At 58.4% G+C, this 25,509-nt stretch carries 8 protein-coding genes; 4 read left to right on the top strand and 4 right to left on the bottom strand.

Features of this window, described 5'->3' with window-relative positions:
* The first annotated feature begins 163 nt into the window (after positions 1 to 163).
* Together HU718_RS08505 and HU718_RS29615 are read left to right on the top strand one after the other, a co-directional pair.
* A complete protein-coding gene (locus HU718_RS08505; protein ID WP_102900463.1) occupies positions 164 to 523 on the top strand; it encodes a DUF6124 family protein in 360 nt (119 codons plus the stop codon).
* A 464-nt stretch (positions 524 to 987) separates the two neighbouring features.
* On the top strand, positions 988 to 5,517 hold the full coding sequence (locus HU718_RS29615; RefSeq protein WP_225936847.1) for an immunoglobulin-like domain-containing protein: 4,530 nt from the start codon (positions 988 to 990) through the stop codon (positions 5,515 to 5,517).
* 85 nt (positions 5,518 to 5,602) lie between these two features.
* Here HU718_RS29615 and HU718_RS08495 read toward each other — a convergent pair whose 3' ends face one another.
* The 4 genes from HU718_RS08495 to HU718_RS08480 form a co-directional block, all read right to left on the bottom strand.
* The gene (locus tag HU718_RS08495; protein WP_186612763.1) at positions 5,603 to 7,891 is read right to left on the bottom strand and encodes an autotransporter outer membrane beta-barrel domain-containing protein; all 2,289 of its coding nucleotides are present in this window, start codon (positions 7,889 to 7,891) and stop codon (positions 5,603 to 5,605) included.
* A 225-nt stretch (positions 7,892 to 8,116) separates the two neighbouring features.
* Positions 8,117 to 10,051: a hypothetical protein gene (locus HU718_RS08490; RefSeq protein ID WP_186612761.1), complete on the bottom strand. Its 1,935-nt coding sequence runs from the start codon at positions 10,049 to 10,051 to the stop codon at positions 8,117 to 8,119.
* Between the two features lie 130 nt (positions 10,052 to 10,181).
* Positions 10,182 to 12,218 carry a hypothetical protein gene (locus HU718_RS08485; RefSeq protein ID WP_225936845.1) on the bottom strand — a complete coding sequence of 679 codons (2,037 nt, stop codon included), beginning with the start codon at positions 12,216 to 12,218 and terminating at the stop codon, positions 10,182 to 10,184.
* A 465-nt stretch (positions 12,219 to 12,683) separates the two neighbouring features.
* Entirely contained in the window at positions 12,684 to 21,299 is an 8,616-nt protein-coding gene (locus tag HU718_RS08480; RefSeq protein WP_186612759.1) for a retention module-containing protein, read from the bottom strand.
* A gap of 532 nt (positions 21,300 to 21,831) precedes the next feature.
* On the opposite strand from HU718_RS08480, the gene HU718_RS08475 reads away from it, so the two are divergent.
* Together HU718_RS08475 and HU718_RS08470 are read left to right on the top strand one after the other, a co-directional pair.
* Complete coding sequence (locus HU718_RS08475; protein ID WP_095119045.1) at positions 21,832 to 23,190, top strand: TolC family outer membrane protein; 1,359 nt, start codon at positions 21,832 to 21,834, stop codon at positions 23,188 to 23,190.
* Between the two features lie 157 nt (positions 23,191 to 23,347).
* Entirely contained in the window at positions 23,348 to 25,507 is a 2,160-nt protein-coding gene (locus HU718_RS08470; protein WP_186612757.1) for a type I secretion system permease/ATPase, read from the top strand.
* The last annotated feature ends 2 nt before the right edge of the window (positions 25,508 to 25,509 follow it).

The following is a 25,509-nucleotide window of genomic DNA, read 5'->3' as shown; positions in this document are numbered from 1 at the left end:
GTTGTGGGACTCTTCGCCCGCAATTACGTTATGGCGGCTGTATGCGGGAGACCTTTGGGTCTACCGGTGTGCCTGAGACCGGTTCGCTAACCTGCGTACAGCTGCCACCTTCACCTGTTTAGCGACAGAGAAAGAGTGGCTCCATAAATTCAGGAGCTTCACCATGATCAAACCAACGCCAAACCCACCCGAAACCGACCCAACTTCGCCCTACGAATCCCTCGATTCAAAAAAACTCCACGAAGCCGCCGACCGCGCCCTCGATCACTACCTCTGCCCACCCGGCTCCACCCCACCGCCACGCAAAACCCGCCGGATGTACGCCGTCACCGCGGACTTCAAAAACGAGGAACTGCTGGCCGATGCCAGCGAAACGCTCGCCTCAGCCAGAACCATCGCCCATGACTTCGCCCACCTCATACCCGCGTCGCAGCGTCGTACTTTGTTGGGGATTGCACAGCTGATCATGCTCGGCGAGCTGGCGGTGAATCGGGTGATGGATAATCTGGAGTTGCCGCAGTAGCGCGCCTCTGTGACGCACCTTGAGTGCTGAGTCGGGGCGGCTGACGCCTTCGCGAGCAGGCTCGCTCCCACAGGGATCGGTGTCGATCACCAGGCTGTGTTCACACCGCCGAACCTGTGGGAGCAGGCTTGCTCCGGGCGGCGATCCGACGAAGGCGACCTCACAGCCAGCACATGTCTTCAGGCATAAAAAACCGCTGCCCCGTTGAATCGGGACAGCGGTTTTTGCCGTTTCGACAGCAACATTTTCTCGTCCAGGCCACAGACGACCACTCGTCGGATAACACACGAAACCTGTCAGACTTGACAGGTGTGCAAACCCTTCAACACAGGTTCAATCACTCCATCACCCGACACGGAGTGCACGCCCATGTTCGCCATCCACCCCGCGCTTGCAAGCACCCCGCCTCTCGATGAATTCGACTACCACACGACGCCTGCGCGCTCTTCAAGAGGTCTTGCCTGATGCCTTCTCACACACTCTTCCGCTTCCCTCCCCTGAGGGAAGGCAATGACACACTGGTACTGCGCCCGCTGCTGATTCCAGGGATGCTCGAACCGACGCAAGACGGCGATGGCGGTATCAACATCAATGTCGCCACCGACGATCCGCAGGGCCTGCTTTGCGTGATCAATCCTTATCTGCCCCCCATGAAAGAGGGGGACAAACTCGAGATCCACTGGAACAACGAGAAAGTGCTCGAACGATTCGTAGCGGCCGACGAAGTCAATCAGCGGGTGTTCTTCTATTTGCCGACGCCGGCAGAGTCGGGGTGGGCTGAGAATTGCCATTATGTACTGACCCGCGTGGGCGAGACTCAGCCCGATCCACCGCCGGCGTCCTTGCGGGTATTGATCAAGCTTTACAAGCCGGGAAATCGTGACAAGGCACCCCATTTGCCCGACGGCCATTCAGAACTGAACATCGTGCAGTTGCCGCCCGAGCTGGTCGAACAGGGCGTCATAGACGCCGAATGGGCAAAAAACGGGGTGCCGGTCACAATCCCTCACTACGTGTGCTGCACGCGAAACGATAAAGTCAGATTGCAGGTAGGCGACTATTCGCTACCCGCGCACCTCATTACCCAAGACCAGGCCGACAAGAAGCAACCGATCGAAATCCGCATCGAACAGGAACACATTCTCCGCGCCGGCGATGGCCTGAAACGGGAAATCAAATACGACATCAATGATGAAGTGTGGAACTGGGCCGACCGCCATTCCAAACGCACCTACATTGACGTGGACGCCGGCGGCTGGCGCCTGGAACCGCCAATCTTCAAGGAAGCGGTCAATAAAGTCATTACCATCCGGGATTTGAACAAGCTGCCGGTAACAGTACAGATCCACGTCAACCCCAAGGACTTCAGTCTGGGCGACAACGTGGAAATGACCTTCATCGGTAAACCGCCAGGCAACGCTGAACCGATCGTTTGCAGCGCAACCCGCGAGATCGACAACATTCCCGCGGTGCTGGAAATCAAGGTGCCCTATGACTTGATCAGGGCCCTCGCTCTGGGCAGAGCCGACGCCTCTTATATTCTCTACAAAAAGGACGGTGGCGACCCGCTGTCTTCCGAGCGGACCATTGCGACTGTAGTGGGCGACGTCAACATGTTGCCCGAGCCGACCCTTCGCGAACTGATCGGCGACACCCTCGAACCGGACGAGCCCTACGCCACTGTCGATGTGCGCTACGGCATGAAAAACGGCGATCTGATCTGCCTGAGATGGTATGGCACCCGGTCCAATGGCGACGAGTATGAGCACGAGGTTCCGCATATCGTCAGCGACAACGAAGCCAAGGAAGGCGTGGTGACGTTCTACATCAATGATGAACACATCAGTGTGCTTGATAACGGCACGCTCGACCTTTCCTATGTCGTCGCCAACGATGCACCGGGTCTTCTCGCTATCACGGAGTCCGAGCGCTTGCTGGCTAAAGTCGAGAAGATCCGGGCAACGCTGCCCAAACCTGTTGTCGAGGAGGCCGAGCCGCCGGGGGATGTGCTTGATCCGTCGAAGGTGTTCGACAGCGTTCATGTGCTGATCGGCGAGGCGAAAACCTTCAGAGGCGATGTGCTGACGTACTACTGGCGAAGCCCCAACCCCTTCGGCAGTACCAGCGACTGGGTGCCGATCACCACTGTGAGTGAAGGCCAGCCTGTGCGCTTCAGAGTCGACAAGGAATATGTCACGTCGAACATCGGGCAGTACGTGAAAGTGCGTTATTCGGTGTTGCGCGCCTCGAACGGACGACATGAATATTCGGCCACGCTGGATCTGCTCATTGGTGAGTTGGTGGGGGATTTGCCGCCGCCCGATGTTATTCAGGCGCCTGACGGAACACTGGACCCGATGAGTGGGTTGACGGGCGTCGATGTGAGCGTAGGTTACCCGAGCATGAAGTCCGAGCAGGACATGATCGGGTTGAAGTGGCTGGGCTCGCCGGGAGCGGGCACATCCGAGGATCTTGAGCTGCCAGGGCACTCGAGCGGCACTGTTCGATTCCACCTGCCAGCTACAGTGGTGGGTGCAAACATCGACAGACGCGTCACGGTTCAATATGAGGTAACGCGCTATACCATCACGACGCCTTCGCAAACACTGGATCTTTACATTTCAGGGTTTTCCGACCCGGAAAATCAGTTGCCTCGCCCGCAAGTCCCCCAAGCAGCGAATAACGTTCTGGATCTGATGACATTCAGCGGCGATGCGAAAGTTTTAGTCCCAACGTGGTATTACATTGCACCGAAACAAGTCATCTGGTTGTTACTTGAGGGAGAAACCGCATCCGGTACCCGGCACATCATCAAGATCATTGACGGCAAGGAAATAACACCGACGCAAATAAGCAACGGCCTCAATGAAACACTGCTCAAAAGCGAACTGATGAAACTGGGTCACTCCACCCCGGCCACCGTCGTTTGCAAAGTGGCATTCGATGGTGACGGTGTGGAAGATCGCGCTTATGTTTTTCCCCGGTTGCCACTGACTATCAGAACCCGCTATGACTACATCACTCCGGTCATTACCCGAGTGTCGGATTCACGCAGTGACATCGAAGAAGGTGGTAAAACCCGCGATAATGAAGTCACCATCACCGGCACTGCCACCCGAGAGGAAACCATTGAGCTGTTCGATGCAATTTCCACTTCAATGGGAACTGCAAAAGTCGGAACGGACAGCATCTGGAGCCGCAAGATCGGCATTTTGACGGAGAGAAACTACAGCATCACCGCCAAGGCTCTTTATGACGCTGATCCTGTATCCAGCACGCCCAGAACCTTTACCGTCAAATTTGCAGAAACACCCGAAGTCCTCGCCATCACCGACTCGCGAGGCCCCGTCCAACCGGGCGCCACCACTTATGACAACAGTGTCTTCGTGGAAGGCAGCGCGACCCCCAACCTGCAAGTGCGCTTGCTCGGCGCCGATGCGCCGGCCATTACCCTGGATGTCGACGAGCAGGGCAAATGGAGTCACCGCCTTAACAATCTGAAGATCAAGACTTATAGCCTCACCGCCGAGGCGCTATACGATATTGATCCGCCGGTGGGCAGCCCCAGAACCTTCGTGGTGGCTCAGGCCGTGACACCGACGATTTCACGGGTGAGCGATATCCGCAGTGACGTCCCCATGGATGGCACCACTTATTACCGAACCGTTACTCTGACCGGCAAAGCCAGCCCCAACGAGAAAATCACCCTGCTCGACGTCAATAAGCCAATCACCACCGTGGACGTCAAGCCCAGTGGCGATTGGGATTATGTCTTCAACAATCTGACCTTGAATATCTACCGTCTGATCGCGAGGGCCGAATACGGCAGTAATCCGGAGTCAGCCCCGCCCCGGGTGTTTACCGTGGCTGCCTTTATTTCTCCGACGATCACGGCCGCCGTCGACTCCGTCGGCCCGGTTGCGCAAGGCGCAATCACGTATGACAGTACGGTCACCTTAAGCGGTGGAGCCACTCCGAGAGAACAGATACAGCTCTACAACAACGGCGTGCCCGTTGGCTCACCGATCAACGTCACGGCCAACAAAACGTGGACGGCGCAGGTCACCAGTCTGGCGATCACCTCCCACAGCATTATTGCCAGAGCATTGTATGGTGCTGTTCCGGTGGACAGTGAACCAAGGAACTTTTCCGTCGCCGCCCACATCGCCCCCACACTGACATCGGTCCATGACGGCATAAGTGAGGTTCAACCGGGTGGGCAGACCAAAAGTACTTCGGTGACCCTGCGAGGCACCGTCACACCCAACCGCCAGGTCCAGATTTACGATAACGACAACCCGAAGCACACAGTGCGCGCGGTCGGCAACATTTGGAGTACGACATTGCCGGTAGGCCTTGGCCAACATGAAGTCAAAGCCAAGGCCATCAGTACCGGACAGGATACGGTGTCTCGCCGTTTTTCGGTCATTTCGCCGATTCCGCCGCTGGTGTTCAACACCACCAAAGTGTTATTGAGCGGTAAGATATATTTACTGCCGGAGCATCCTAAAGTACTCCCGCCTTTTGGACCGGGCACGTCGACTCATCATCGGGCGTCCGGAGGAAATCCAAATTCTAATTATCATTACACTTCCAGCAATGAACGAGTGGCCGTTGTAGACGGTACTGGCCTTGTCACGGTCAGAGGCAAGGGCAGAGCACAAATCAAAGTGACTGATGGAACGACCACTGCTCCAGGTTACGAAGTAGAAGTGACCGGCGTCTTACAATGCTTTGGATTGGGCAACGGCGACTATCACACTATTACGAGACGAGCCTATGCGAAAGGGACTTACCCGACGCCCCTCGCTCAACTGAGAGAAATCTTCAACCTATACGGAAATCGTTGGCCTATGGGCAATGGTTATTATTGGTCAACCAACGTTGCAGCAAATCTTCCGTTCTTGCGCCTTTATATGAAAAATCTCGTGACGGGGCAGGAGGCCCACGTCCAGCACTATGCCCAATATCCTCTTGGGATCGGGGTCGCATAGTGCACTCCGATGGCTTCAGCAAAACGCCTCGCAATTTTGCGAGGCGTTTTTTATTAACGTTTAATAAAAAATATGACGCGATTACTTACCAGCTATACCTCACCCCGACATTCGCCCCCCAAGGCTGCTCGATATGCTCGCCTTTGGCGTAGTCGAAATCGGCATGCACCTGCCATTGCGCCGACATGGCCACCGCCACCCCCGCACCAAACTCCGCCCGGGAACCCGACAAGTCATTGTTGAACACGTTGTTGTTGACCTTCACTTCGTTGTTCGAGGCGAACTCATGAGCGATCGCCGCGCGCACGTAAGGCTGCGCGACAGCGCCGTTACCGAAACCGAAGTTGCGCCCGAACGTGGCACCGGCCTTGCCCAGCAGAGAGCGCATGCGATCGCCATCGGCCTGCATGTCGTTGTTCAGCGTGTAGCGTTTACCCTGGATCTGCACCGCCGACAGTTGTGTGAAAGGCTCGACGAAGTAGCCGTCTGCCAGTTTTATATGACGACCGAATTCCGCCGAACCGCCCATACCCCAGTTATCGTAATCGCCTTTGGTGCGGCTGCCGTCACTCAGGCGGACCTTGGACTCGTTGCGAAAGCGGTTGAACTTGAGCACGCCGTCGAAGTAATAACCGCTATCGCTGTCGAGCCAGGTCACGTAGGGGCCGACGTAGTAACTTTTCACCGTGCCCGAGGTGCCACGGTTCAAGTCCAGATCGGACTCGCTGGTGCCCGCCAGCACGCCCACCAGTACCTGGCTTTCACCCACTCGGGCGTCAGCGCCAAGGGACAGGCCCTGCTGCGACTGCTGGTAGCCCACGCCCGAACCGTCGGCCACGTTGTATTTGTTGCCGTACGTGCGGATCCAGCCACCGGACTGTCCGCCATTGAAACGCAGCTCTCCCATGCGGCTGCGCAACGACGACAACTCGCCGTACCACACGGTCGGCGCGGTGTTGAACAAGGCCAGTACCGAGCGCGCGCCGGGGCTGATGACTTCGGTGGTCGGGTCGAGAAACCACTCCTTCGCTCCCCCCTCGATTTCCCGACTGGCCAACCCATAAGACCAGGTCCCGACATCCACCCGCTGATCGCCGGCCAGCGCAAAATTCGCACCGTCGGTGGTGCCGGTACGCACTAGCGTCAATTGCTGCGGCGACAACGCATCCAGCCCCGAAGCCTTCACAGCGAGATCGAACTGCCCCTCTGACTGACCAAGAACATTGAGGAAATCACTCTCACCACTGGCAAAATCACCTTTCATCTCAAACGTACCGGTACCGGCGAGCGAACCGATCGTCAGTCGATAGTAGGTCGCGGGCTCTTGCGCCGCGCCGAAAGTAACTCGTCCTGCTTCCATGCGCATTGCGCCAACAGAGTCATCGCCGGTCAGGGTCCAGTTTGAATTGTCGTTGATGTTGACGCCGGCGACCTTGTCCAGGCTGCCGGTGAATTGCGACTGGTTCTGCAGGGTGACGCTGGCCGTCGAGCCGTCCTCAACCAGCACGTCTCCGGTCATATGGCCTCGGTCGAAGATGAAATCAGCCGTGCTGGAACCCGTCACTGCAAAGTTGCCATTCAACGTACTGCTGCCAACCGTTACAGCGGCGGTCGAAGCCTCTTGAACCACCAGTAATTGATCTGCGCTACCCTGCAGAGTGGAGTTGTTCAGCACCTCGATGCTGACGTTTGCGCCACGGGCAACTTCTATGGCCGGCCCGTTGCGCCCCTCAACACTGGCACCGTCCAGTACCAGCGTATTGCTACTGCCTGAAACGGACGAGTCGTTGACCATCCGTACCCCCGCCCGTTCGCCGCTGATACGAGTACCGTCAGTAGCGTGCACCTCACCGCCGATCATATTCAAGCCGACACTGCCCGCGGCCTGCCCCGTGACTTCACTGCCGATCAGTGTCAGGTGGCTCAACGCGGTTATCTGTATCCCGGCTTCGCCCCCCCTGAATTGACTGTCAGTCGCGGTGACAGTCGACCCCTGCGTCGAGGAGAAAGACCGATTGACCATCATTCCTATCCAGTCGCTGGTGACATTGGCCTGCACAAGAGTGCCTCGACTGTCCGAGATGGAAATCCCCTCAATGCCAGGTTCAGCATTCACCGTGGCGCCATTGATGTTCAATGTCGATCCGGAAACCACGTTGAGGTTTTGAGTACTGGCCCGGGTCAGATTCAGTACCCCGTTATTGCGCACCAGATAATCAGTGGCCGGCACTGTCGAATCTACATCCAGCGTGCTGTTATCGACGATGACCGCCAACGCGGGAGAACCCAACATAAAAAATGCCGGTATCGCTACCAGCATTCGAAAGCTTCCGGTGGAAGCGACTCTGCAGAATGAAAAGACTTCGGGTTTCATGATTGACTATCCTTCGTTTAATTAACTCCGGCAAATTTGTTTACCCGCCAGATAATTCAGCGTCGTACGATACCGATTGCCACACCCCAACCAACGTAGGATTTTTCTGACTTTTGCAGGGTAAAAGTCCGTAAAATAATTCGTAACCACTTCTCACCGGCTACTTGTTAAACATTTAAAAGGGAAGGTACGTACAGTACCTTCCCTGGCAACTTCAGCGCCTACTCAAGGCAGCGGGCATGTGCCACCCGTCCCCGGATCTTTCATATAAACCCTCACCACATGTTGTACGGAGGGTGTGTCGCGCCCGTCAATTACAGCCGAGTAAATTATGCCTCCCCAAGCGTTTTCCGTAGCCAGTACCGCCGGATCATAGGGAATCCTTACAATGAACCCGGCAGCTGCTTCCTGACTAGTTGGTTTGTATGTAACTTTGGCTTCAGTACCGGGTTTAATCGTGCTTCCGTTGTCAACGTAACCTTGATAAGTGAACGTCAATTCCTGACCTTCCAATTGGGGCTCGCCCCCCAAGACCAACACTTCGACTACTGTGCCGGCAACGGTATCCGGTCGCAAAGAACCGCAATTCAGCAAGCCGAAGTCTTCATCGAGGTGTTGGAACTTCACCTCCGGGACGACACCGTCACGAATGAGTACATCAACATCCGTCGCGAGCGAAACATCTACGTTATCGTTTACATCGTGGCTGATTACATAATGGGTCTTGATAGGATTACCATTGCCTGCGTCGTCGAAAACCTTCCATAGAACAGTAAATCGCAAGTCGGCTGGAAGCGTAGTACCGATTTTTACAACCCCGCCGTCTGCCTCGCTTACCGGCTCACCTTTCCAGTAAAGCTGTATCTGGTCATTCTCCTTGGCCGCGGTATAGAGCGTAGCCGTTATAACTACCGAATCCACGTTGTCGCCCTCCCTCAGCTGATTAGGAATACCTCCAGCGGCTCCCTGCACTGACAGTTCTGGCAGATCGGGGTTAGGGTTGCCTGGCTTGTCGGGATCTATTGGCGTGCCTGGCTTGCGCAAATCCACGCTGATATTGTTCAGCTCGACCGGATTAACAGGATGGGCAGCACCCCCGCGTTTTATCTGATAACTGGCTGTAACAGTCTTCGGGCCGGCATTGCTGTTGAAGACATTGCGGAAGGGGACATCGACATAAAAAGGAAAACCGGAAATCGGGACCGCCGGCTGTAACAGGCCATCCCAGGTGACTTCCAACTGATCACCCGGAAGGAAGTGGGTATATTCATCTTTAATTCCGACGCCTACCGGCTCCTGAGCATCCGCCAGATCAATCAGGCTGTCGATATACAGGGGAATATCCAGCGGCTGCAAATCCGCAGGAGGGTCGGTCAGCGTGACGTTCAATCGTTTATAAGGTGACTCAAGGCTCGCATTTCCCTTGCGATCCGTCACTTTCCAATAAATAGCCCTTACACCCTCTTCACCGTCCAGCATTTCGGCGGTCAGTTTAAATTCCAAAGGCAGAGTCAGATCCGTGCGATCAACTGTTCCAATCCTCGTCGCCAAAGCGGAGGAACGACCGATAAAACATTCAACCTTGTCATTCAGCATGTGGAGTTGATATTCCTGAACCCTTATCAGCACATGACCAATATCGTCCAGATATTTTTTAGTGATACCGTCACGGTCTACTTCAGCTGGAACAATTACCTCCGTTTCCGTCAGTGGCGGGGTGCTGTCAACATTAATCGGCACGGGTGTCACCTTAGCGATGTTCCCACCTTGATTGAGGTAATAGCTCAGTTCATGTTCTCCCTCTTTGTCGGTCAGGTTGGCCGGCAGCCTCATCTCGATTAGGAGAATGGCAGCGTCAATTGGCGTGCGGTAGGTAAAACGCGTTTCCGGCAACCTCTTGCCATTCCACGTCAATTCAATAAATCCGTCCACCGAGGGCGTAGCACCGGCTTCTGAAAACCGAGGAATATTTATTTTCAGTGGCAAGCCCTGTATTGAGCGATGAACCTGATTCTTGCCATCACCCGGTTGATCAGGCAGCAAGAGATTATCGGGGTGAATTTCAGGCGGAAATGCATCCATCTTCGGGGCTGCCAAGCGGATCTTCTGGTAATCCAGTCGACTTTGCTGTGCGGGGGTGAGTTTTTTATAAACGGTCATTTTATCGCTCCTGGAGAAGACGCCCACGCATACGCAACAACGCAGGCATACGTTTGGCACTGGTTAAACTTCTTGCAATTAACAGACACTACTCAAGTCAGACACGAGAAACGTGGAACTCAAGAACTGCTTATTTCAATAAGCCTTGCAACTTCGCAGACGAATACTCTGCAAACTTTTCACCCCACCCGGAATGCTCGCAGGGCGAACCGCAGTGATCCTCGCCCTCCTTATCGGAACAGACAATACTGCTGGGCAGGGTTCTATTGATAATGACGAACTCCTCTTTTGAACTACCCACTCCGCCCTTGGCTTTCTTAAGTGTGTAATGACACAGTGCAGAGCCATCATTCACCATAGGGGCAATCAGACGTTCAAAGTCCGCAACGTGCACTTCAAAACCATCACGCGCTTGCGCGTCGCTCAATATCGTGGGGAACTTGTCTGTCACTCCGGGAATAGGTTCAGAGCCATTCAGTCCTTCACATCCTTGCCAATGCAGAGTCACAACATCATCTTTGTCGAAGGCGGTATTCCCCTCGATTTTTACCCAGACCCCTTTCCAGAGTCGCGGGCATGCACAACAGTCAAGAACACCGTCCCTGCTCGCATGCGGAAAGGATGGCTCCTTCAGGTTTTCGATCACCACAATCGATACATTGACTGAGGTTGTCAGAGCCTGTTGCAGGTTGACGTTGTTGCTGGTCGTGTAATAGACCGGTAATGCAGGGTTCTCCCGATCCTGGTCAATGATCGACCAGGGAATGGTGAACGGCACGCGCTTACCGGCTACATCACCGTGCTGAACGATATATTGCGCTGCAGGTGTGGTGATCGCCCCCCAAAACAGGCTGATGGTCTGCCCGGCGAGTGGCGCATCAAACAGCGCGAGAACCCCCTCGGCAGGCTCGCCAAAATCATCCGACGTCAACGTGTTGAGGACTTTCGAATTGACGCCGTATATTTCCACTTTTGCCAGAGTCGGGTTGAGTAATGCCGGGGCATTGGCATGGTCCTGTCCGGCGAGGGTCAAATCTACCGGGACCCTGGTTTCCAGAGAGGATGGCGTGGGGCCTGAAGGACGCCGCACTTTGTAAGTCACCGACGCCGTCAAGGGCCCCAGCCCCTTGGCTGTCAGGGCTGACCAAGGCACTGGCACGACCACGGGAAAGCGGGAAGGATCAACCGGCACCGGCGCCAGCGGTGTGCCATTCCAGTCGAGCAGAATGTCGTTGTCACTACCAGGATTGTCATAACGATCGATTTCTACCGTCACGGTTCCCTGAGCCACCGCACCTTCGCGGGCATGCTGGCGGTCAATCAACCCTCGGTCCGACAACGGCACGCGAGGCGGCTTGAGATTTCCGGGCCCCGGGAGCAGATCGACAAACAGCCCCAACAGTTCTGATCTGGGGCCTTTATTACCCGCCCAGTCTCGTAGACGGTAATAGATATAACGGGGCCCCTCACCCCGGTCACGAATATCCTGTTCGCGCACGGTGATAAACAGTTCATCACGGTCAATGTCTGCCTGACTGAATTCCTGTTCGCCAATATCTGTTTCCGAGCCGGAAGGTGTATCCGTATCGGTCCAGAAATAAATCGCTCTGTCCCGGGCTTTAATTCCCGCATAACTGCAAACTTTAAAACGAACCTGCCCATGCTCCTTCAAGTAGTCGTCGGTGATACTGCCGACGACATCCAGCATTTCCAGCAAGACGGGCTCCTGACCATAGTTCGGGGCCACCGTGTCCACGGTAATACGTTTTTTTGCGGACTCAGCAGGGTTGCCCCCCTGGATCAGGATGTAAGACAGGTCGTAGATGCCACTGTCCATATAGTCCCTAGGGACTGATACGTATTTGTCCCCAGGTTCGATGGGAATAGGGAACTTAAATTCATTGACTTCGCGAAAGTCATTCCCAAGCAGGCGGAATCCCACTTTGATAATATCGGGCCCGAGAAGAGGATCGGTCGTGAAGTTCCACTCAGGAACAATCAACTGCAGATCACGGTTCAACTCCGTACGCGGCAACAGTCCGTCGGGGCTTTCTTCACCGAGTTCGTCTTTGAGAATGACCGGCACTCGCGGAACCGGCAAAGCGGTGACTTCCGATGGTTGCGGATTTGCACTGTGCGGGTCTTGTGTGTGTTCCGGGGGCTGCATGTAAGACGCTCCGCGACAATTAACCAATCGTTGGTGTGCGGGTATCAACAGGGTGATACCGCCGCTGCATGGGTTCGATTTAATGCGCAATGGCGGGTGCTGCCTACTGTCAGAAATTACAGGTATTGCTACCGTTCGTCGGAATCAATGCTCATGCACAGGGGGCTTGAACATGTGCGCTTATCAGAAACGTGAAGGCAACAAATCGAGCTACACGACCTCGCGTCATCGCTTACAGCTACGCCAGAATCCGCCGTGTTGATGCAGCTGTGATCAACCGCTGAGTTTTTCGGAGTCAGATCGGGCGCTTTCGCGAACAGGCTCGCTGCCACAGTTAAACGCGCTCCAATATGGGAGCGAGCCTGCTCGCGAAGACTGACGAAAGAACAACGCCCTGCCTCCAGGCAGAAAAAACCCGCCGCCCCGGTTGAACGGGACGGCGGGTTTTGTCGTTTCAGGCGTCGCTTACACCGTATCCACCTTCAACGAATGATCATTCAGCATCCCGCTGATGATCGTCGCCGTGTCATGCCCGCCAGCCACCACCCCACCCGCCCCCGGCGTCACGCCGTAGTGGCTGGCCAGATTGACGCCGGCCAGATCAATCGTCTGGTTCGGGGTTGCACCGGCCATGGCGCTGACGTCGATGCTGGTGAGCACCGAGGCGCCGCTGCCGGTGACGGTGAAGTGCAGGTAGTCATCCAGCGAGGCGGTGGTGCCGTTTTCACCCTGCAGCAGTTGCGACAGGTCGAGCTTGTCGGTGCCGGGGGTGAAGTCGGTGATCAGGTCGTGGCCGCTGTTGCCCTTGAGCCACTGGAAGGTGTCGGCGCCTGAACCACCGGTCATGGTGTTGTTGCCCATGCCGCCGATCAACAGGTCGTCACCGCCGCCACCGTTGAGGATGTCGTTACCCAGACCACCGTTGATGACGTTGTTATTGTTGTCGCCGGTCAGGGTGTCGTTGAAGTTCGAGCCGACGAGGTTTTCGATGCCGGTCAGGGTGTCCGTCCCCGCGCCGAGGGTGTTCTGCGCACCGAGCAGGCCGAGGTTGACCGTCACCCCGGCAGTGGCGTGGGCGTAGCTGGCGGTGTCGATGCCAGTACCGCCGTCGAGCAAATCGTTGCCCGGGCCGCTGTAGAGCAAGTCGTTGCCGGCACCGCCGTGCAGTTCGTTGTTGCCTGAGCCTGCGCTGAGCACATCGTTGCCGTCGCCGGCGTTGATGATGTTGTCGCCGCTGCCGGCCACCAGCACGTCATCCCCCGAGGTGCCGGTGAGGGTGTGGCCATCCTGATAGCTGATGCTGACGTTGGCGGTGTCGCTGCCGCCATGGTTGTCGTTGGCGGTGTAGCTGCCGTGGAAGTCCGGAGTGATGTCGTGCGCCCCGGCGTAGTTGAGGGTCATGGTCAGCTGATAGTTTTCCGCTGCGTTGGGGTTACCGCCGCCGCTGGGATTGGCGATGTTGGTGATGTGGATCTGATAGACGCCATCGGCTGAAGCGGTGAGGGTTTGCCCGTCAGCCAGGGTTGTGTAGGCGCCACCGTTGATCGAGTACTCCATGGTGACGTGACCGGCCGCCAGGTTGTGATCCAGATTGAGGGTTTCGCCTTGGCGCAGGTTGACGGCGATGCGGTCTTCGTCGTTGGCGTTGCTGTTGGTCACTGCGCCGAGATAGCCACTGACCACCAGCACGGCGGTCATGGTCGCGGCGTTGGCACTGAACGAATTACGCACGTTGGCCAGGTTCTGGTTGGCGGCGGTGTTGACGTTGGTGCCGGTGAAGTTGATCGCGCCAGTGCCGGTGAAGTCCGCCGCTTTCGAGATCCAGCCGGTGTTGAAACTGGTGGGCGTGGCGTTGAGCGTGTCGCCATTCGGATCGGTGTCATTGGCCAGCAACAGCTCGCCCGGCACCACAATGTTGCCCGACAGCACGTTGGTGATGACGTGATCGTCAACCGCCACCGGCGGCGCGTTGGGAATGACTTTCACGGTCAGCGTCGAACTGGCGAGGTCGCCGTCGTTGTCGCTGACGGTGAAGCCGATGTTCTCAGTGATCAGCACCGCCGTGGTTTTCTGCGAGGTGTAGGTGTAGTCGCCGCTGTCGAGGTTGATCAGCAACGTGCCGCCATTATTGGTGGCGATGCTCAACGTGTTGTTGGCGGTGTTGAAGGTGCCGTGATTGGTGCCGCCACTTGGCGTCAACGAGCCTTGGCCACTGAGGGCTTTCGGATCGTAGGTGTAAGTGGTGCCGTCAATCACGATGGACTTGATGAAACCGCCATCGGCGCCAAAGGTGCCGCCCTCACCCAGCAACGAACCGGTGACCGGTGCGCCCTGCACAGTGCCGGACAGCACCGAGTTGAGTTGATTGAGATCGGTGACCACCACCGCATTGGTGTTGGTGTGGCTGATGCCGTCATAGGCCAGCGGGTCGAGGTTGGCGTTGCTCACGCCGCTGCCGAGGCCGATCGCGTAATTCTTGATGTTGTTGGCATCGAGGAAGTTTTTCAGCGCCGCTTCATCAGCGGCGTTGATGTCGCCTTCGTTGGGTTTGCCGTCCGAGAAGAAGTAACCGACGTTCTGCGCCCCGGTGAGTTTGCCCGAGGTGTTGAACGCGGTTTGCATCACCGCGACAGCGGCGTCGTAGTTGGTGCCGCCGCCTGCCGTCAGCCCGGCGAGAATGGTTTTCGCGGTCGCGACATCGACCCATACCGAGGTTCTGTCAGTGGCGTTGCTGCTGAAGGTAACGAGCTGGACTTTGACATCGCCGAGGTCGTCGTACTTGTCGAGCAAGGCGCTGATCGCCTGCTTGGCCAGGTCCAGCCGCGACAGGCCCGGCACACCCGAGGCGTCGGCCATACTGCCGGAGATGTCGAGGACGATAAGCAGGTTGGAATCGATTTCCACCGCTGCCACCGAACGATCCGACGCCACGGCTTTTGGCACGTCATCGACGATGTTGACCACGAGGGTACTGGTGGTGCTGTTGCCCAGTGCATCGGTGGCTTTGTAGGTGAAACTTTCGCTGAGGGTGTTCGCCCCGTCGTTGGCACCCGGCGAGGTTTTCGGTGCCGAGGTCAGCGTGTAGGTGTAGGTACCGTCGGCGTTGAGCTGGATCTGCCCGTAGCTGCCGGTGGCGCTGCCGACCAGGGTGTAGGTGATCGCGCCTGTGCCGCCGGTGACCGCGCCGACCAGCGTACCGGTGGCGGTTTCGCCGGTGTTGCTCGGGTCGCTGCCGGTGACCGTACCGGGGGCCAGATCCGCGCCGTCCTTGCTCAGGTCGAGGGCTTTTTCATAGACCGTCACGTCCTGATCGACCGAGGCTACCAGTTTGCAGTCGGCGACGTTGATGGTGATGGTCGTGGTGCTTTCATCGCCGTCGCTGTCGCGGATGGTATAGGTGAAGGTATCGGTGGCGCCCGGTGGGCTCACCGAGTTCGGGTTGCTGTGGTAAACGGCGTTGCCGGCCGCATCGAGGGTCAGGTAACCGAAGTTGCCGTTGATGTTGCTGTTGAGGCCGCCGATGGCCGAAGTGCCGGTGTTGCTGCCGGCGCGCACGCCAACCACCGTCGCGGCGCCATCGGCACCGCTGACGTCATTGCCCAGCACACTGACGTTGACCGTACCGCCCTCCGCCACCGAGCCGGTGTCGGGTTTGGCAGTCGGCAGGTCGTCGATGATGTTGACGTTTATCTGGCCGTTGGCGGTGCTGCCATCGGTGTCCGTCGCCACCACATTGAAGTTCTCGGTGAGGCTGTTGGCACCGTTGGCGTTCGGGTGGGTTTCGTTGTCGACCAGGGTGTAGCTGTAACTGACGACACCGGTCGCCGGGTTGTAACCGGTGACGGTAAAGGTGCTACCCAGCGGCGAGACGACGGATTGCGGGAAGCCTGCGGCGACACCATTGGTGACCACGGCAATGCCCCCAACGGTGAGGGTTTGCAAGCCATCGAGCGCAGTGACGGTGAAGGTGCCGCTCTGGGTCAGCGCTGGGGTGTCGGGGCTGGTGCCGTCGCTGAGGTTTTTCTCGTAGACGGTGAGTTCGCCGCCATTGACGTCGAGGCCGTTGAGCAGCACCGGATCGTCATTGTTGTGGATGTTGAGCACCAGGTTGGCGGTGCTGGTGTCGCCATCGGCATCGGTCAGGGTGTAGGTGAACGTCTCGGTGCCGTTACCGCCGCCGTGCAGGTTTTTGAAGTCGGCATCGTTGGGGTTCAGCGTGTAGGTGTACGTGCCGTTGGCGTTGAGCACCAGCGTCCCGTAAGTGCCGGTGAAGGTGCCGGCGGTGATCGGCCCGGCATTCGGTCCGGTTGCGACCACGTCGGCGCCTTGCACATCGTTGGTCAGCACGTTGCCGGTCAGGGTCAGTTGCGTTTCCGAGGCGCTGTTGGCGTTGTTGTCATGCACAGCTTTTGGCACGTCATCGACGATGCTCACAACGATGGTGCTGGTAACGATGTTGCCCAGTGAATCGGTGGCCTGATAGGTGAAGGTTTCGCTCAGGCTGTTGGCGCCATCGTCGGCATGCGGCGTGGTGCTCGCCGGCGAGGTCAGCGTGTAGGTGTACGTGCCGTTGGGGTTGAGAACGATCTGCCCGTAGTTGCCGGTGGCGCTGCCGACCAAGGCATAACTGATTGCACCGACCGCACCAGCGACCGAACCGACCAAGGTGCCGGACGCGGTTTCGCCGGTGTTGGTCGGGTCGCTGCCAGTGACTGTACCGGCGGCCAGATCCGCGCCGTCCTTGGTCAGGTCGAGGGCTTTTTCGTAAACGGTGACGTCGGTGTCGCTGGTCGCGCACAGCTTGCTGTTGGCGACATCGATGGTGATGGTGGTGGTGCTTTCATCACCGTCGGAATCGCGCACGGTGTAGGTGAACACATCCACTGCGCCCGGGCCGTTCACGGCGTTGGGATTACTGTGGTAGACGGCGTTGCCGTTGGCGTCCAGGGTCAGGTAGCCGTAGGTGCCGTTGATGTTGCTGTTGAGGCCGCCGATGGCCGAGGTCGAAGTGTCGGCGCCGGCGCGCACGCCGACCACCGCACCGGTTACGGCCGGGCCGTCGGCGCCGCCGATGTCATTGTTCAGGACATTGCCACTGACCGTGCCGCCCTCCGCCACCGATGCGGCATCAGGATGGGCGCTGGGCAAATCATCGACGATGTTGACGTTGATCTGGCCGTTGGCCGTGCTGCCATCGGTGTCGGTGGCGACGACGTTGAAGTTCTCGGTGATGCTGTTGGCGCCGTTGGCGTTTGGATGGGTTTCGTTGTCGACCAGGGTGTAGCTGTAACTGACCACGCCGGTGGCTGGGTTGTAACCGGTGATGGTCAACGTGCTGCCGAGCGGCGTGACGATCGATTGCGGGAAGCCTGCGGCCACGCCACCGGTGACCACGTTGATGCCGCCCACGGTCAGGGTTTGCAGACCATCGAGGGCAGTCACGGTAAAGGTGCCGCTCTGGGTCAGCGCCGGGGTGTTTGGGCTGGTGCCGTCGCTGAGGTTTTTCTCGTAGACCGTCAGTTCGCCGCCGTTGACGTCGAGGCCATTGAGGTAGACCTGATCATCATTGTTGTGGATGTTCAGCACTAGATTCGCGGTGCTGGTATCGCCATCGGAATCGGTGATGGTGTAGGCGAAGGTTTCCGTGCCGTTGCCGCCACCGTGGAGGTTTTTGAAGTCGGCGTCGTTGGTGTTCAGCGTGTAGGTATACGTGCCGTTGGCGTTGAGGACCAAGGTGCCGTAAGTCCCGGTGAAGGTGCCCGGAGTTACCGGTCCGCTCGGTACGCGATCGGCACCTTGCACATCGTTGGTCAGGACGTTGCCGGTCAGCGTCAGCAGGGTTTCCGACGCGGTGCCGGCGTTGCTGTCATCCACGGCTTTCGGCAAGTCGTCGACGATGTTCACATCGAGGGTGCCGTTAGCGGTGGTGCCGTTGTCATCGACCACGGTGACGGCAAACTGCTCAGGCAGATTGTTCGCGCCGTTGGCGTTTGGATGCTCTTCGTTGTCGACCAGGGTGTAGCTGTAGCTGACCACGCCGGTGGTGGCGTTGAAACCGGTGATGGTCAGTGTGCTGCCCAGCGGAGTGGTGACCGATTGTGGGAAACCTGCGGCCACACCGTTGGTGACGACAGCAATGCCACCGACAGTCAGGGTCGTCACGCCATCGAGTGCAGTGATGGTGAACGTGCCGCTCTGGGTCAGCGCGGTGGAATCCGGCGCACTGCCGTCGCTGAGGTTTTTCTCGTAAACGCTGAGTTCGCCGCCGTTGACGTCGAGGCCGTTGATGATCACCGGATCGTCGTTGTTGTGGATCTGCAGGACAAGGTTGGCGGTGCTGGTGTCACCGTCGGAATCGGTGATGGTGTAGGCGAAGGTTTCCGTGCCGTTGCCGCCACCGTGGAGGTTTTTGAAGTCGGCGTCATTGGTGTTCAGCGTGTAGGTATACGTGCCGTTGGCGTTGAGGACCAAGGTGCCGTAAGTCCCGGTGAAAGTGCCCGGAGTGACCGGCCCGCTCGGTACGCGGTCGGCGCCTTGCACGTCGTTGGTCAGGACGTTGCCGGTCAGGGTCAGCAGAGTTTCCGACGCAGTGCCGGTGTTGCTGTCATCCACAGCTTTTGGCAAATCGTCGACGATGTTCACGTCGAGGGTGGCATTGGCGGTGGTGCCGTTGTCATCGACCACGGTGACGGCGAACTGCTCAGGCAGATTGTTCGCGCCATTGGCGGTTGGATGCGCTTCGTTGTCGACCAGGGTGTAGCTGTAGCTGACCACGCCGGTGGTGGCGTTGAAACCGGTGATGGTCAGTGTGCTGCCCAACGGAGTGGTCACGGATTGCGGAAAGCCTGCGGCAACGCCGTTGGTGACGACGGCGATGCCGCCGACGGTCAGGGTGGTGACGCCATCGAGTGCAGTGATGGTGAACGTGCCGCTTTGGGTCAGCGCGGTGGAGTCGGGAGCGCTGCCATCGCTGAGGTTTTTCTCGTAGACGGTGAGTTCACCGCCATTGACGTCGAGGCCGTTGATGATCACCGGATCGTCGTTGTTGTGGATCTGCAGGACAAGGTTGGCGGTGCTGGTGTCACCGTCGGAATCGGTGATGGTGTAGGCGAAGGTTTCTGTGCCATTACCGCCGCCATGGAGGTTTTTGAAGTCGGCGTCATTGGTGTTCAGCGTGTAGGTATACGTGCCGTTGGCGTTGAGGACCAAGGTGCCGTAAGTCCCGGTGAATGTTCCGGCGGTGATCGGCCCGGCACTTTCATTGGTCACCACGCGGTCGGCGCCCTGCACATCGTTGGTCAGCACGTTGCCGGTCAGTGTCAGTTGCGTTTCAGACGCCGTGCCATTGCTGTCATCAAAGGCTTTGGGCACGTCGTCGGTGATGTTCACGTCGAGCGTGCCGTTGGCAGTGCTGCCATTATCATCGACCACGGTGACGGCAAACTGCTCAGGCAGATTGTTCGCGCCGTTGGCGGCTGGATGCGTTTCGTTGTCGACCAGGGTGTAGCTGTAGCTGACCACGCCCGTGGTGGCGTTGAACCCGGTGATGGTCAGCGTGCTGCCGAGTGGAGTGGTCACGGATTGCGGGAAGCCTGCCGCTACGCCATTGGTGACGACGGCTATGCCACCGACAGTCAGCGTGGTGACGCCATCGAGTGCTGTGATCGTGAACGTACCGTTCTGCGTCAGCGCGGTGGAATCCGGTGCGCTGCCGTCGCCGAGATTTTTCTCGTAGACCGTTAGCTCCCCGCCTTCGACGTTCAGGCCGTTGATGACAACCGGATCGTCATTGTTGTGGATCTGCAGGACGAGGTTGGCAGTGCTGGTATCGCCATCGGAATCGGTGATGGTGTAGGCGAAGGTTTCCGTGCCGTTACCGCCACCGTGCAGGTTTTTGAAGTCGGCATCGTTGGTGTTCAGCGTATAGGTGTAAGTGCCGTTGGCGTTCAGCACCAAAGTGCCGTAAGTGCCGGTGAAAGTGCCTGGGGTGACGGGCCCGGTGGGCACACGATCAGCCCCTTGCACATCGTTGGTCAACACATTGCCGGTCAGTGTCAGCTGCGTTTCAGACGCCGTGCCATTGTTGTCATCAAAGGCTTTTGGCACATCGTCGGTGATGTTGACGTCGAGCGTGCCGGTCGCAGTGTCGCCATTGCTGTCGCCGGCAATCACGGTGAACTGTTCGCTGAGATTGTTCACGCCGTCGCCGGCCGCATGAGTTTCGTTGCCGTTGAGGGTGTAGCTGTAGCTGACAACGCCAGTCGCCGGGTTGTAGCCGGTGATGGTCAGGGTGTTGCCCAGCTGCGAGGTGATCGATTGCGGGAAGCCGATCGGCACACCGCCAACGATAACGTTGATGCCGCCGATGCTCAGGCTGGTCAGACCGTCCGGTGCCGACACGGTGAAACTGCCGCTTTGCGTCAGTGCACCGGGGTTGGCCGACGAACCGTCAGGCAGATTGGCTTCATTGACGTTGAGTTCACCGCCCGCCACATTCAGACCGGTGAGGGTCACCGGATTGTTCACCGGTGGCGGCACCACCACAGCCGGGGTGTCATCGCCGTTGTCGATCACCGCGTTGTGGCGTTCTTCAGGGAATTCAGGAATACCGCCGAACCCGGCGGTGGGGAAACCGATGATCGGATCGACGCGTCCGCCGACTTCCGTCAACAGGACAAAACTGTGGCCGCCGCCCGCCTCGCCCGGTGCGCCGCCCGGGGCATTCGGACCGGCCGCGGTGGCTTCAGCGGTTTTGCTCGGGTCGTCACCGGCGGCGATGGCTTTCTGGATCTGCTCGACGTCGGTCAATTGCGCGTCGCTCGGGGTCACGGCCTCCGCGGCATTGACATGCGCCGCCTGACCCGCCAGCAGTTCACCGGTCATGGTCATGCTGCTGCCGCGTCCGAGGGTCAGTTCCTGGCCGTTTTGCAGATGAACGGCGACGGCGCCTTCTGCGCCGGTGATCAGTTGATCGCCGGCAAACAGGCGATCCCCCTCAACCAGTGCGCGTTTAGTACCGTCGGCTGACTGGGCGAAAACCTGGCCAATGACTTTAGTGACTGTGCCGATGAGCGTTGCCATGTGAAATCCTCCGCTGCCGACCACCGTCGGCACTGGTAAGCGAAGCAGCCCATGGCTCAATCGGGTTGTCGTAGGTGACGCTCGCACCTTCAACAGTTCGTTTTGCAGGCGGCCTCTTTCGGAAACATCAGTGCTATCAAGCACTTCCGCATCCTGATCAAAGCCATACGCCCGCTAACGCTACGTAACGCTGATGAATCACTCGAGTGACAAAAATCTGTCGCCCCTCAGCTGCTACGCGTCCCTCCCCTTCAGCAGTACTTCGCCGTATGTCGCAAAGTGAGTGGAACTTTCCTCAAGCCTTTTTGCGCTCCCTAAAGCGCATAAAACAAAGGCTTTCGTGCTGAACAATGTGCCGGTTTTTACAAAGCGCATAAGTTTTTTTCGGCATAAGCCTTATGAAAATTTTTTCTTAGCTACGCTTCAGGATGTTCTTAGCTCTGTTGTTACAAGAGTGAAACGCATACACCTAAAAATATCGTCAAATATTTGGCGACAGTAACACACCATCAGGACTCAGGGAGATGCACCCATGCGCGTTCTAACCCCCCTCTGCAGCGCGGTTTTGCTGGCCATGGCTTGCACTTCTCAAGCCCAGGCCATGAACCTCACCGAGGCGATTCAAAGCACCATCGCCACTCACCCGGAACTGGCCTCGCGCGTGGACGCCCGCCTGTCGGCTGATGAACAAGTCAAAGTGGCCAAGGGCGGCTTCTATCCGTCCGTCGATTTGAACGCCGCGTATGGCCGTGGCTACAGCGACAACACCAACACTCGGGCCTTCGGTAATCACCACACCGAAATCCTCAACTACACCCAGTCCGAACTGCGTCTGCGGCAGATGCTGTTCGACGGTTTCAACACCGCCAACGAAGTCGAGCGCACCAAGGGCGTGTCCAATTCGCGCGCGTATTACGCGCAAGGCACCGCCCAGGATCTCGCCCTGCGCACCATCGAGGTCTACCTCGAAGTGCTCAAACGTCGCGAGCTGGTGACCCTGGCCAAGAACAACCTGCAGGCGCACTTGCGCGTCAACGACCAGATCGGTCTGCGCACCGAGCGTGGCGTCGGCAGCACCGCTGACTCCGACCAATCGGTAGCCCGTAAGGCCTTGGCGCAAAACAACCTCGACACCGCCGAAGTCGATCTGGCCGACGCCGAATCGAACTTCTACAGCGTGGTCGGGCGGATGCCCGATGAGCTGGAAACCCCGGCCTCGACCCGTGGCGAACTGCCGACCGAATTGCGTGAAGCCCAACAGAGCATGGTCGACAACAACCCGTATCTGAAGTCCGCCCAGGCTGACGTGCAATCGGCCGAGAGCCAGTACGAAGTCGCCAAATCGCCGTTCTACCCGCGCTTCGATGCCGAAGCCGCCGTCGGCGCGAACAACAACGTGCAAGGCGATGAAGGCCACGACAACGAATGGCGCGTGGGGGTGGTGATGAACTACAACCTGTTCCGTGGCGGCAGCGACAAGGCCCGACTGGCCGCCAATGCCCACGACATCAATCAGGCGATGGACATCCGCAACAACGCCCTGCGCCAGCTCAACGAGAACATCCGCCTGGCGTGGAACGCCATGGAAAACGCGAAGAAACAGACCCCGACCGCCCGCGAATACGCGGAAACCACCAAACGCGTACGCGCGGCCTATCAGGATCAGTTCGGCCTCGGCCAACGGACTTTGCTCGACTTGCTCGACAGTGAAAACGAGCTCTACAACGCCAACCGTCGCTACACCGAAATCCGCTACACCGAGGAATATTCGATGTACCGCGTGCTGGCGAACATGGGCCAGTTGCTGAGCAAACAAAGGGTGGTGCTGCCGGCCGATGCGATCGCTGCGACCGAAGTGAAAAACGAAGCGCGCCTGCCCGAACTGAAATAAGTCCCCTGTTGATCGTTCCCACGCTCTGCGTGGGAATGCCTCAATGGACGCTCTGCGTCCGCTTTGGGACGCGGAGCGTCCCGGGCTGCATTCCCACGCGGAGCGTGGGAACGATCAATGTGTGGATTCCCGTGCCCGTTCAACAGAGGCGATCAATATGACCAGCATGGAACCCGGCCATACCGGGATCGATCCGCGGCTGAGCTTCGATGATCCGTTACTCGACGGTCTGTTGATCCTCTGCAAACTGCATGGCGCAACGGTCAGCCGCGCCAGCCTGAGTGCCGGGCTGCCGCTGAACAAACAGCGCCTGAGCCTCGATCTGCTGCCCCGCGCCGCTGCCCGGGCCGGGTTGCAGGCGCGGATTCTGCGGCGTGATCTGAAAGACATCTCACCGCTTAATCTGCCGATCCTGCTGCTGCTCAACGACGGTCGCACTGCTGTTTTACGGCGCTTCGGCGACGACGGCAAAGCGCTGATCCTGCCCAGCGAAGCCGACGGCGGCGAGCAATGGATCAGCCGCGAAGAACTCGGCGAGCACTACAGCGGCCAGGCCTTGTTCGCCCGTCCGCGCCACGAACTCGAAGACCTCCGTTCACCGCTGGTGCCACGGGTGCATGCGTGGTTTCGCGACACCCTGAAGCTGTCGAAATGGTTGTATAGCGATGCGATTCTCGCCAGTTTCCTGATCAACCTTTTAGGCCTGATGGTGCCGCTGTTCGTCATGCAGACCTACGACCGCGTGGTGCCGAATCAGGCCACCTCGACCTTGTGGGTGCTGTCGATCGGACTGTTGATCGGCACCGGTTTCGAACTGGTCTTGCGGGTGGTGCGTGCGCACCTGCTCGACACTGCCGGCAAGAAAACCGATGTGATCCTTTCCGCGACTTTATTCGAGCGCATTACCGGCATGTCGATGAAGGCACGGCCGGCGACCATCGGCGGTTTCGCCCAGAGCATTCATGACTTCCAGGGCCTGCGTGAATTTCTCACGGCAGTGACGCTGACCAGCCTGATCGACCTGCCCTTCGTGGTGCTGATGCTGGTGGTGATCGGCCTGCTCGGCGGTTGGCTGGTGGTGATTCCGCTGCTGGCGTTTCCGATCACCATTATCTTCGCGATGATCATTCAGGTACGTCTGCGTGACACCGTGCAAAAGAGCCTGAGCCTCGGCGCCGAACGTCAGGCCGTGCTGATCGAAACCCTCGGTGGCCTGGAGACCCTCAAGGCCTGCAGCGCCGAAAGCGAGCGCCAGCACAAATGGGAAAGCACCCACGGCGCCCTCACCCGTCTCGACAGCCACGCGCGCAATCTGTCGGCGCTGGCCACCAACGGCACGTTGTTCATTCAACAGTTCTCGGGGATGGCGACGATTGTCGCCGGGGTCTACAGCATCATCGCCGGTAACCTCAGCGTCGGTGCGCTGGTCGCCAGTTACATGCTCGGCAGCCGCGTGCTTGCGCCGCTGGGACAGATTGCCGGGCTGATCACCCGCTATCAGCAAGCGCAACTGACCATGAAGAGCACCGACGCGCTGATGGCCCTGCCGCAGGAACGCGACGGCAAACAGCGGCCGCTGGAACGCACGCAACTGCAAGGTGCGCTGGACGTCAGCGGCGTGACCTTTCATTACAACGGCCAGAATGCCCCGGCGCTGAGCAATGTCAGTTTCAGCCTGAAACCCGGTGAGCGGGTCGGCATCATCGGCCGCAGCGGTTCGGGCAAAAGTACCCTGGCGCGATTGGTCATGGGCTTTTACGAACCTGAGGAAGGCCAGCTACTGCTCGACGGCCTCGACCTGAGACAACTCGACGTCGCCGACCTGCGCCAACAGATCGGTTACGTCGCCCACGATCTGCCGTTGCTGGCCGGCAGTTTGCGCGACAACCTCACCCTCGGCGCGCGTTACATCAGCGATTCACGCATGCTCGAAGTGGCCGAACTGACCGGCGTTACCGAACTCGCTCGTCAGCATCCGCAAGGTTTTGATCGACCGGTGGGTGAACGTGGGCAATTGCTTTCTGGCGGTCAACGCCAAGCCGTGTTGCTGGCGCGATCGTTGTTGCTCGATCCACCGATCATGCTGCTCGACGAACCGACCAGTGCCATGGACAACAGCAGTGAAGACTTGCTGCGGCAGAAGCTGCACGGCTGGGTGCAAGGCAAGACACTGCTGCTGGTCACCCACCGCACCTCGATGCTGAGCCTGGTGGACCGGTTGCTGGTGCTGGACAACGGCCGGGTCGTCGCCGACGGTCCGAAAGAAGCGGTCATCGATGCACTGCGCAAGGGCCGTGTCGGCTCGGCAGCGGTCTAGGA

The sequence above is a fragment of the Pseudomonas tensinigenes genome, from assembly GCF_014268445.2.
GTDB lineage: Bacteria > Pseudomonadota > Gammaproteobacteria > Pseudomonadales > Pseudomonadaceae > Aquipseudomonas > Aquipseudomonas tensinigenes.
Note: the sequence above shows the minus strand (reverse complement) of the source record. Positions and strands in the feature narration are given on the sequence as shown.

What these genes read in the sequence shown, in the direction of transcription:
- HU718_RS08505 (WP_102900463.1), top strand. Translation starts at nt 164, where the DNA reads ATGATCAAACCAACGCCAAACCCACCCGAAACCGACCCAACTTCGCCC.
- HU718_RS29615 (WP_225936847.1), top strand. Translation starts at nt 988, where the DNA reads ATGCCTTCTCACACACTCTTCCGCTTCCCTCCCCTGAGGGAAGGCAAT.
- HU718_RS08495 (WP_186612763.1), bottom strand. Translation starts at nt 7,891, where the DNA reads ATGAAACCCGAAGTCTTTTCATTCTGCAGAGTCGCTTCCACCGGAAGC.
- HU718_RS08490 (WP_186612761.1), bottom strand. Translation starts at nt 10,051, where the DNA reads ATGACCGTTTATAAAAAACTCACCCCCGCACAGCAAAGTCGACTGGAT.
- HU718_RS08485 (WP_225936845.1), bottom strand. Translation starts at nt 12,218, where the DNA reads ATGCAGCCCCCGGAACACACACAAGACCCGCACAGTGCAAATCCGCAA.
- HU718_RS08480 (WP_186612759.1), bottom strand. Translation starts at nt 21,299, where the DNA reads ATGGCAACGCTCATCGGCACAGTCACTAAAGTCATTGGCCAGGTTTTC.
- HU718_RS08475 (WP_095119045.1), top strand. Translation starts at nt 21,832, where the DNA reads ATGCGCGTTCTAACCCCCCTCTGCAGCGCGGTTTTGCTGGCCATGGCT.
- HU718_RS08470 (WP_186612757.1), top strand. Translation starts at nt 23,348, where the DNA reads ATGACCAGCATGGAACCCGGCCATACCGGGATCGATCCGCGGCTGAGC.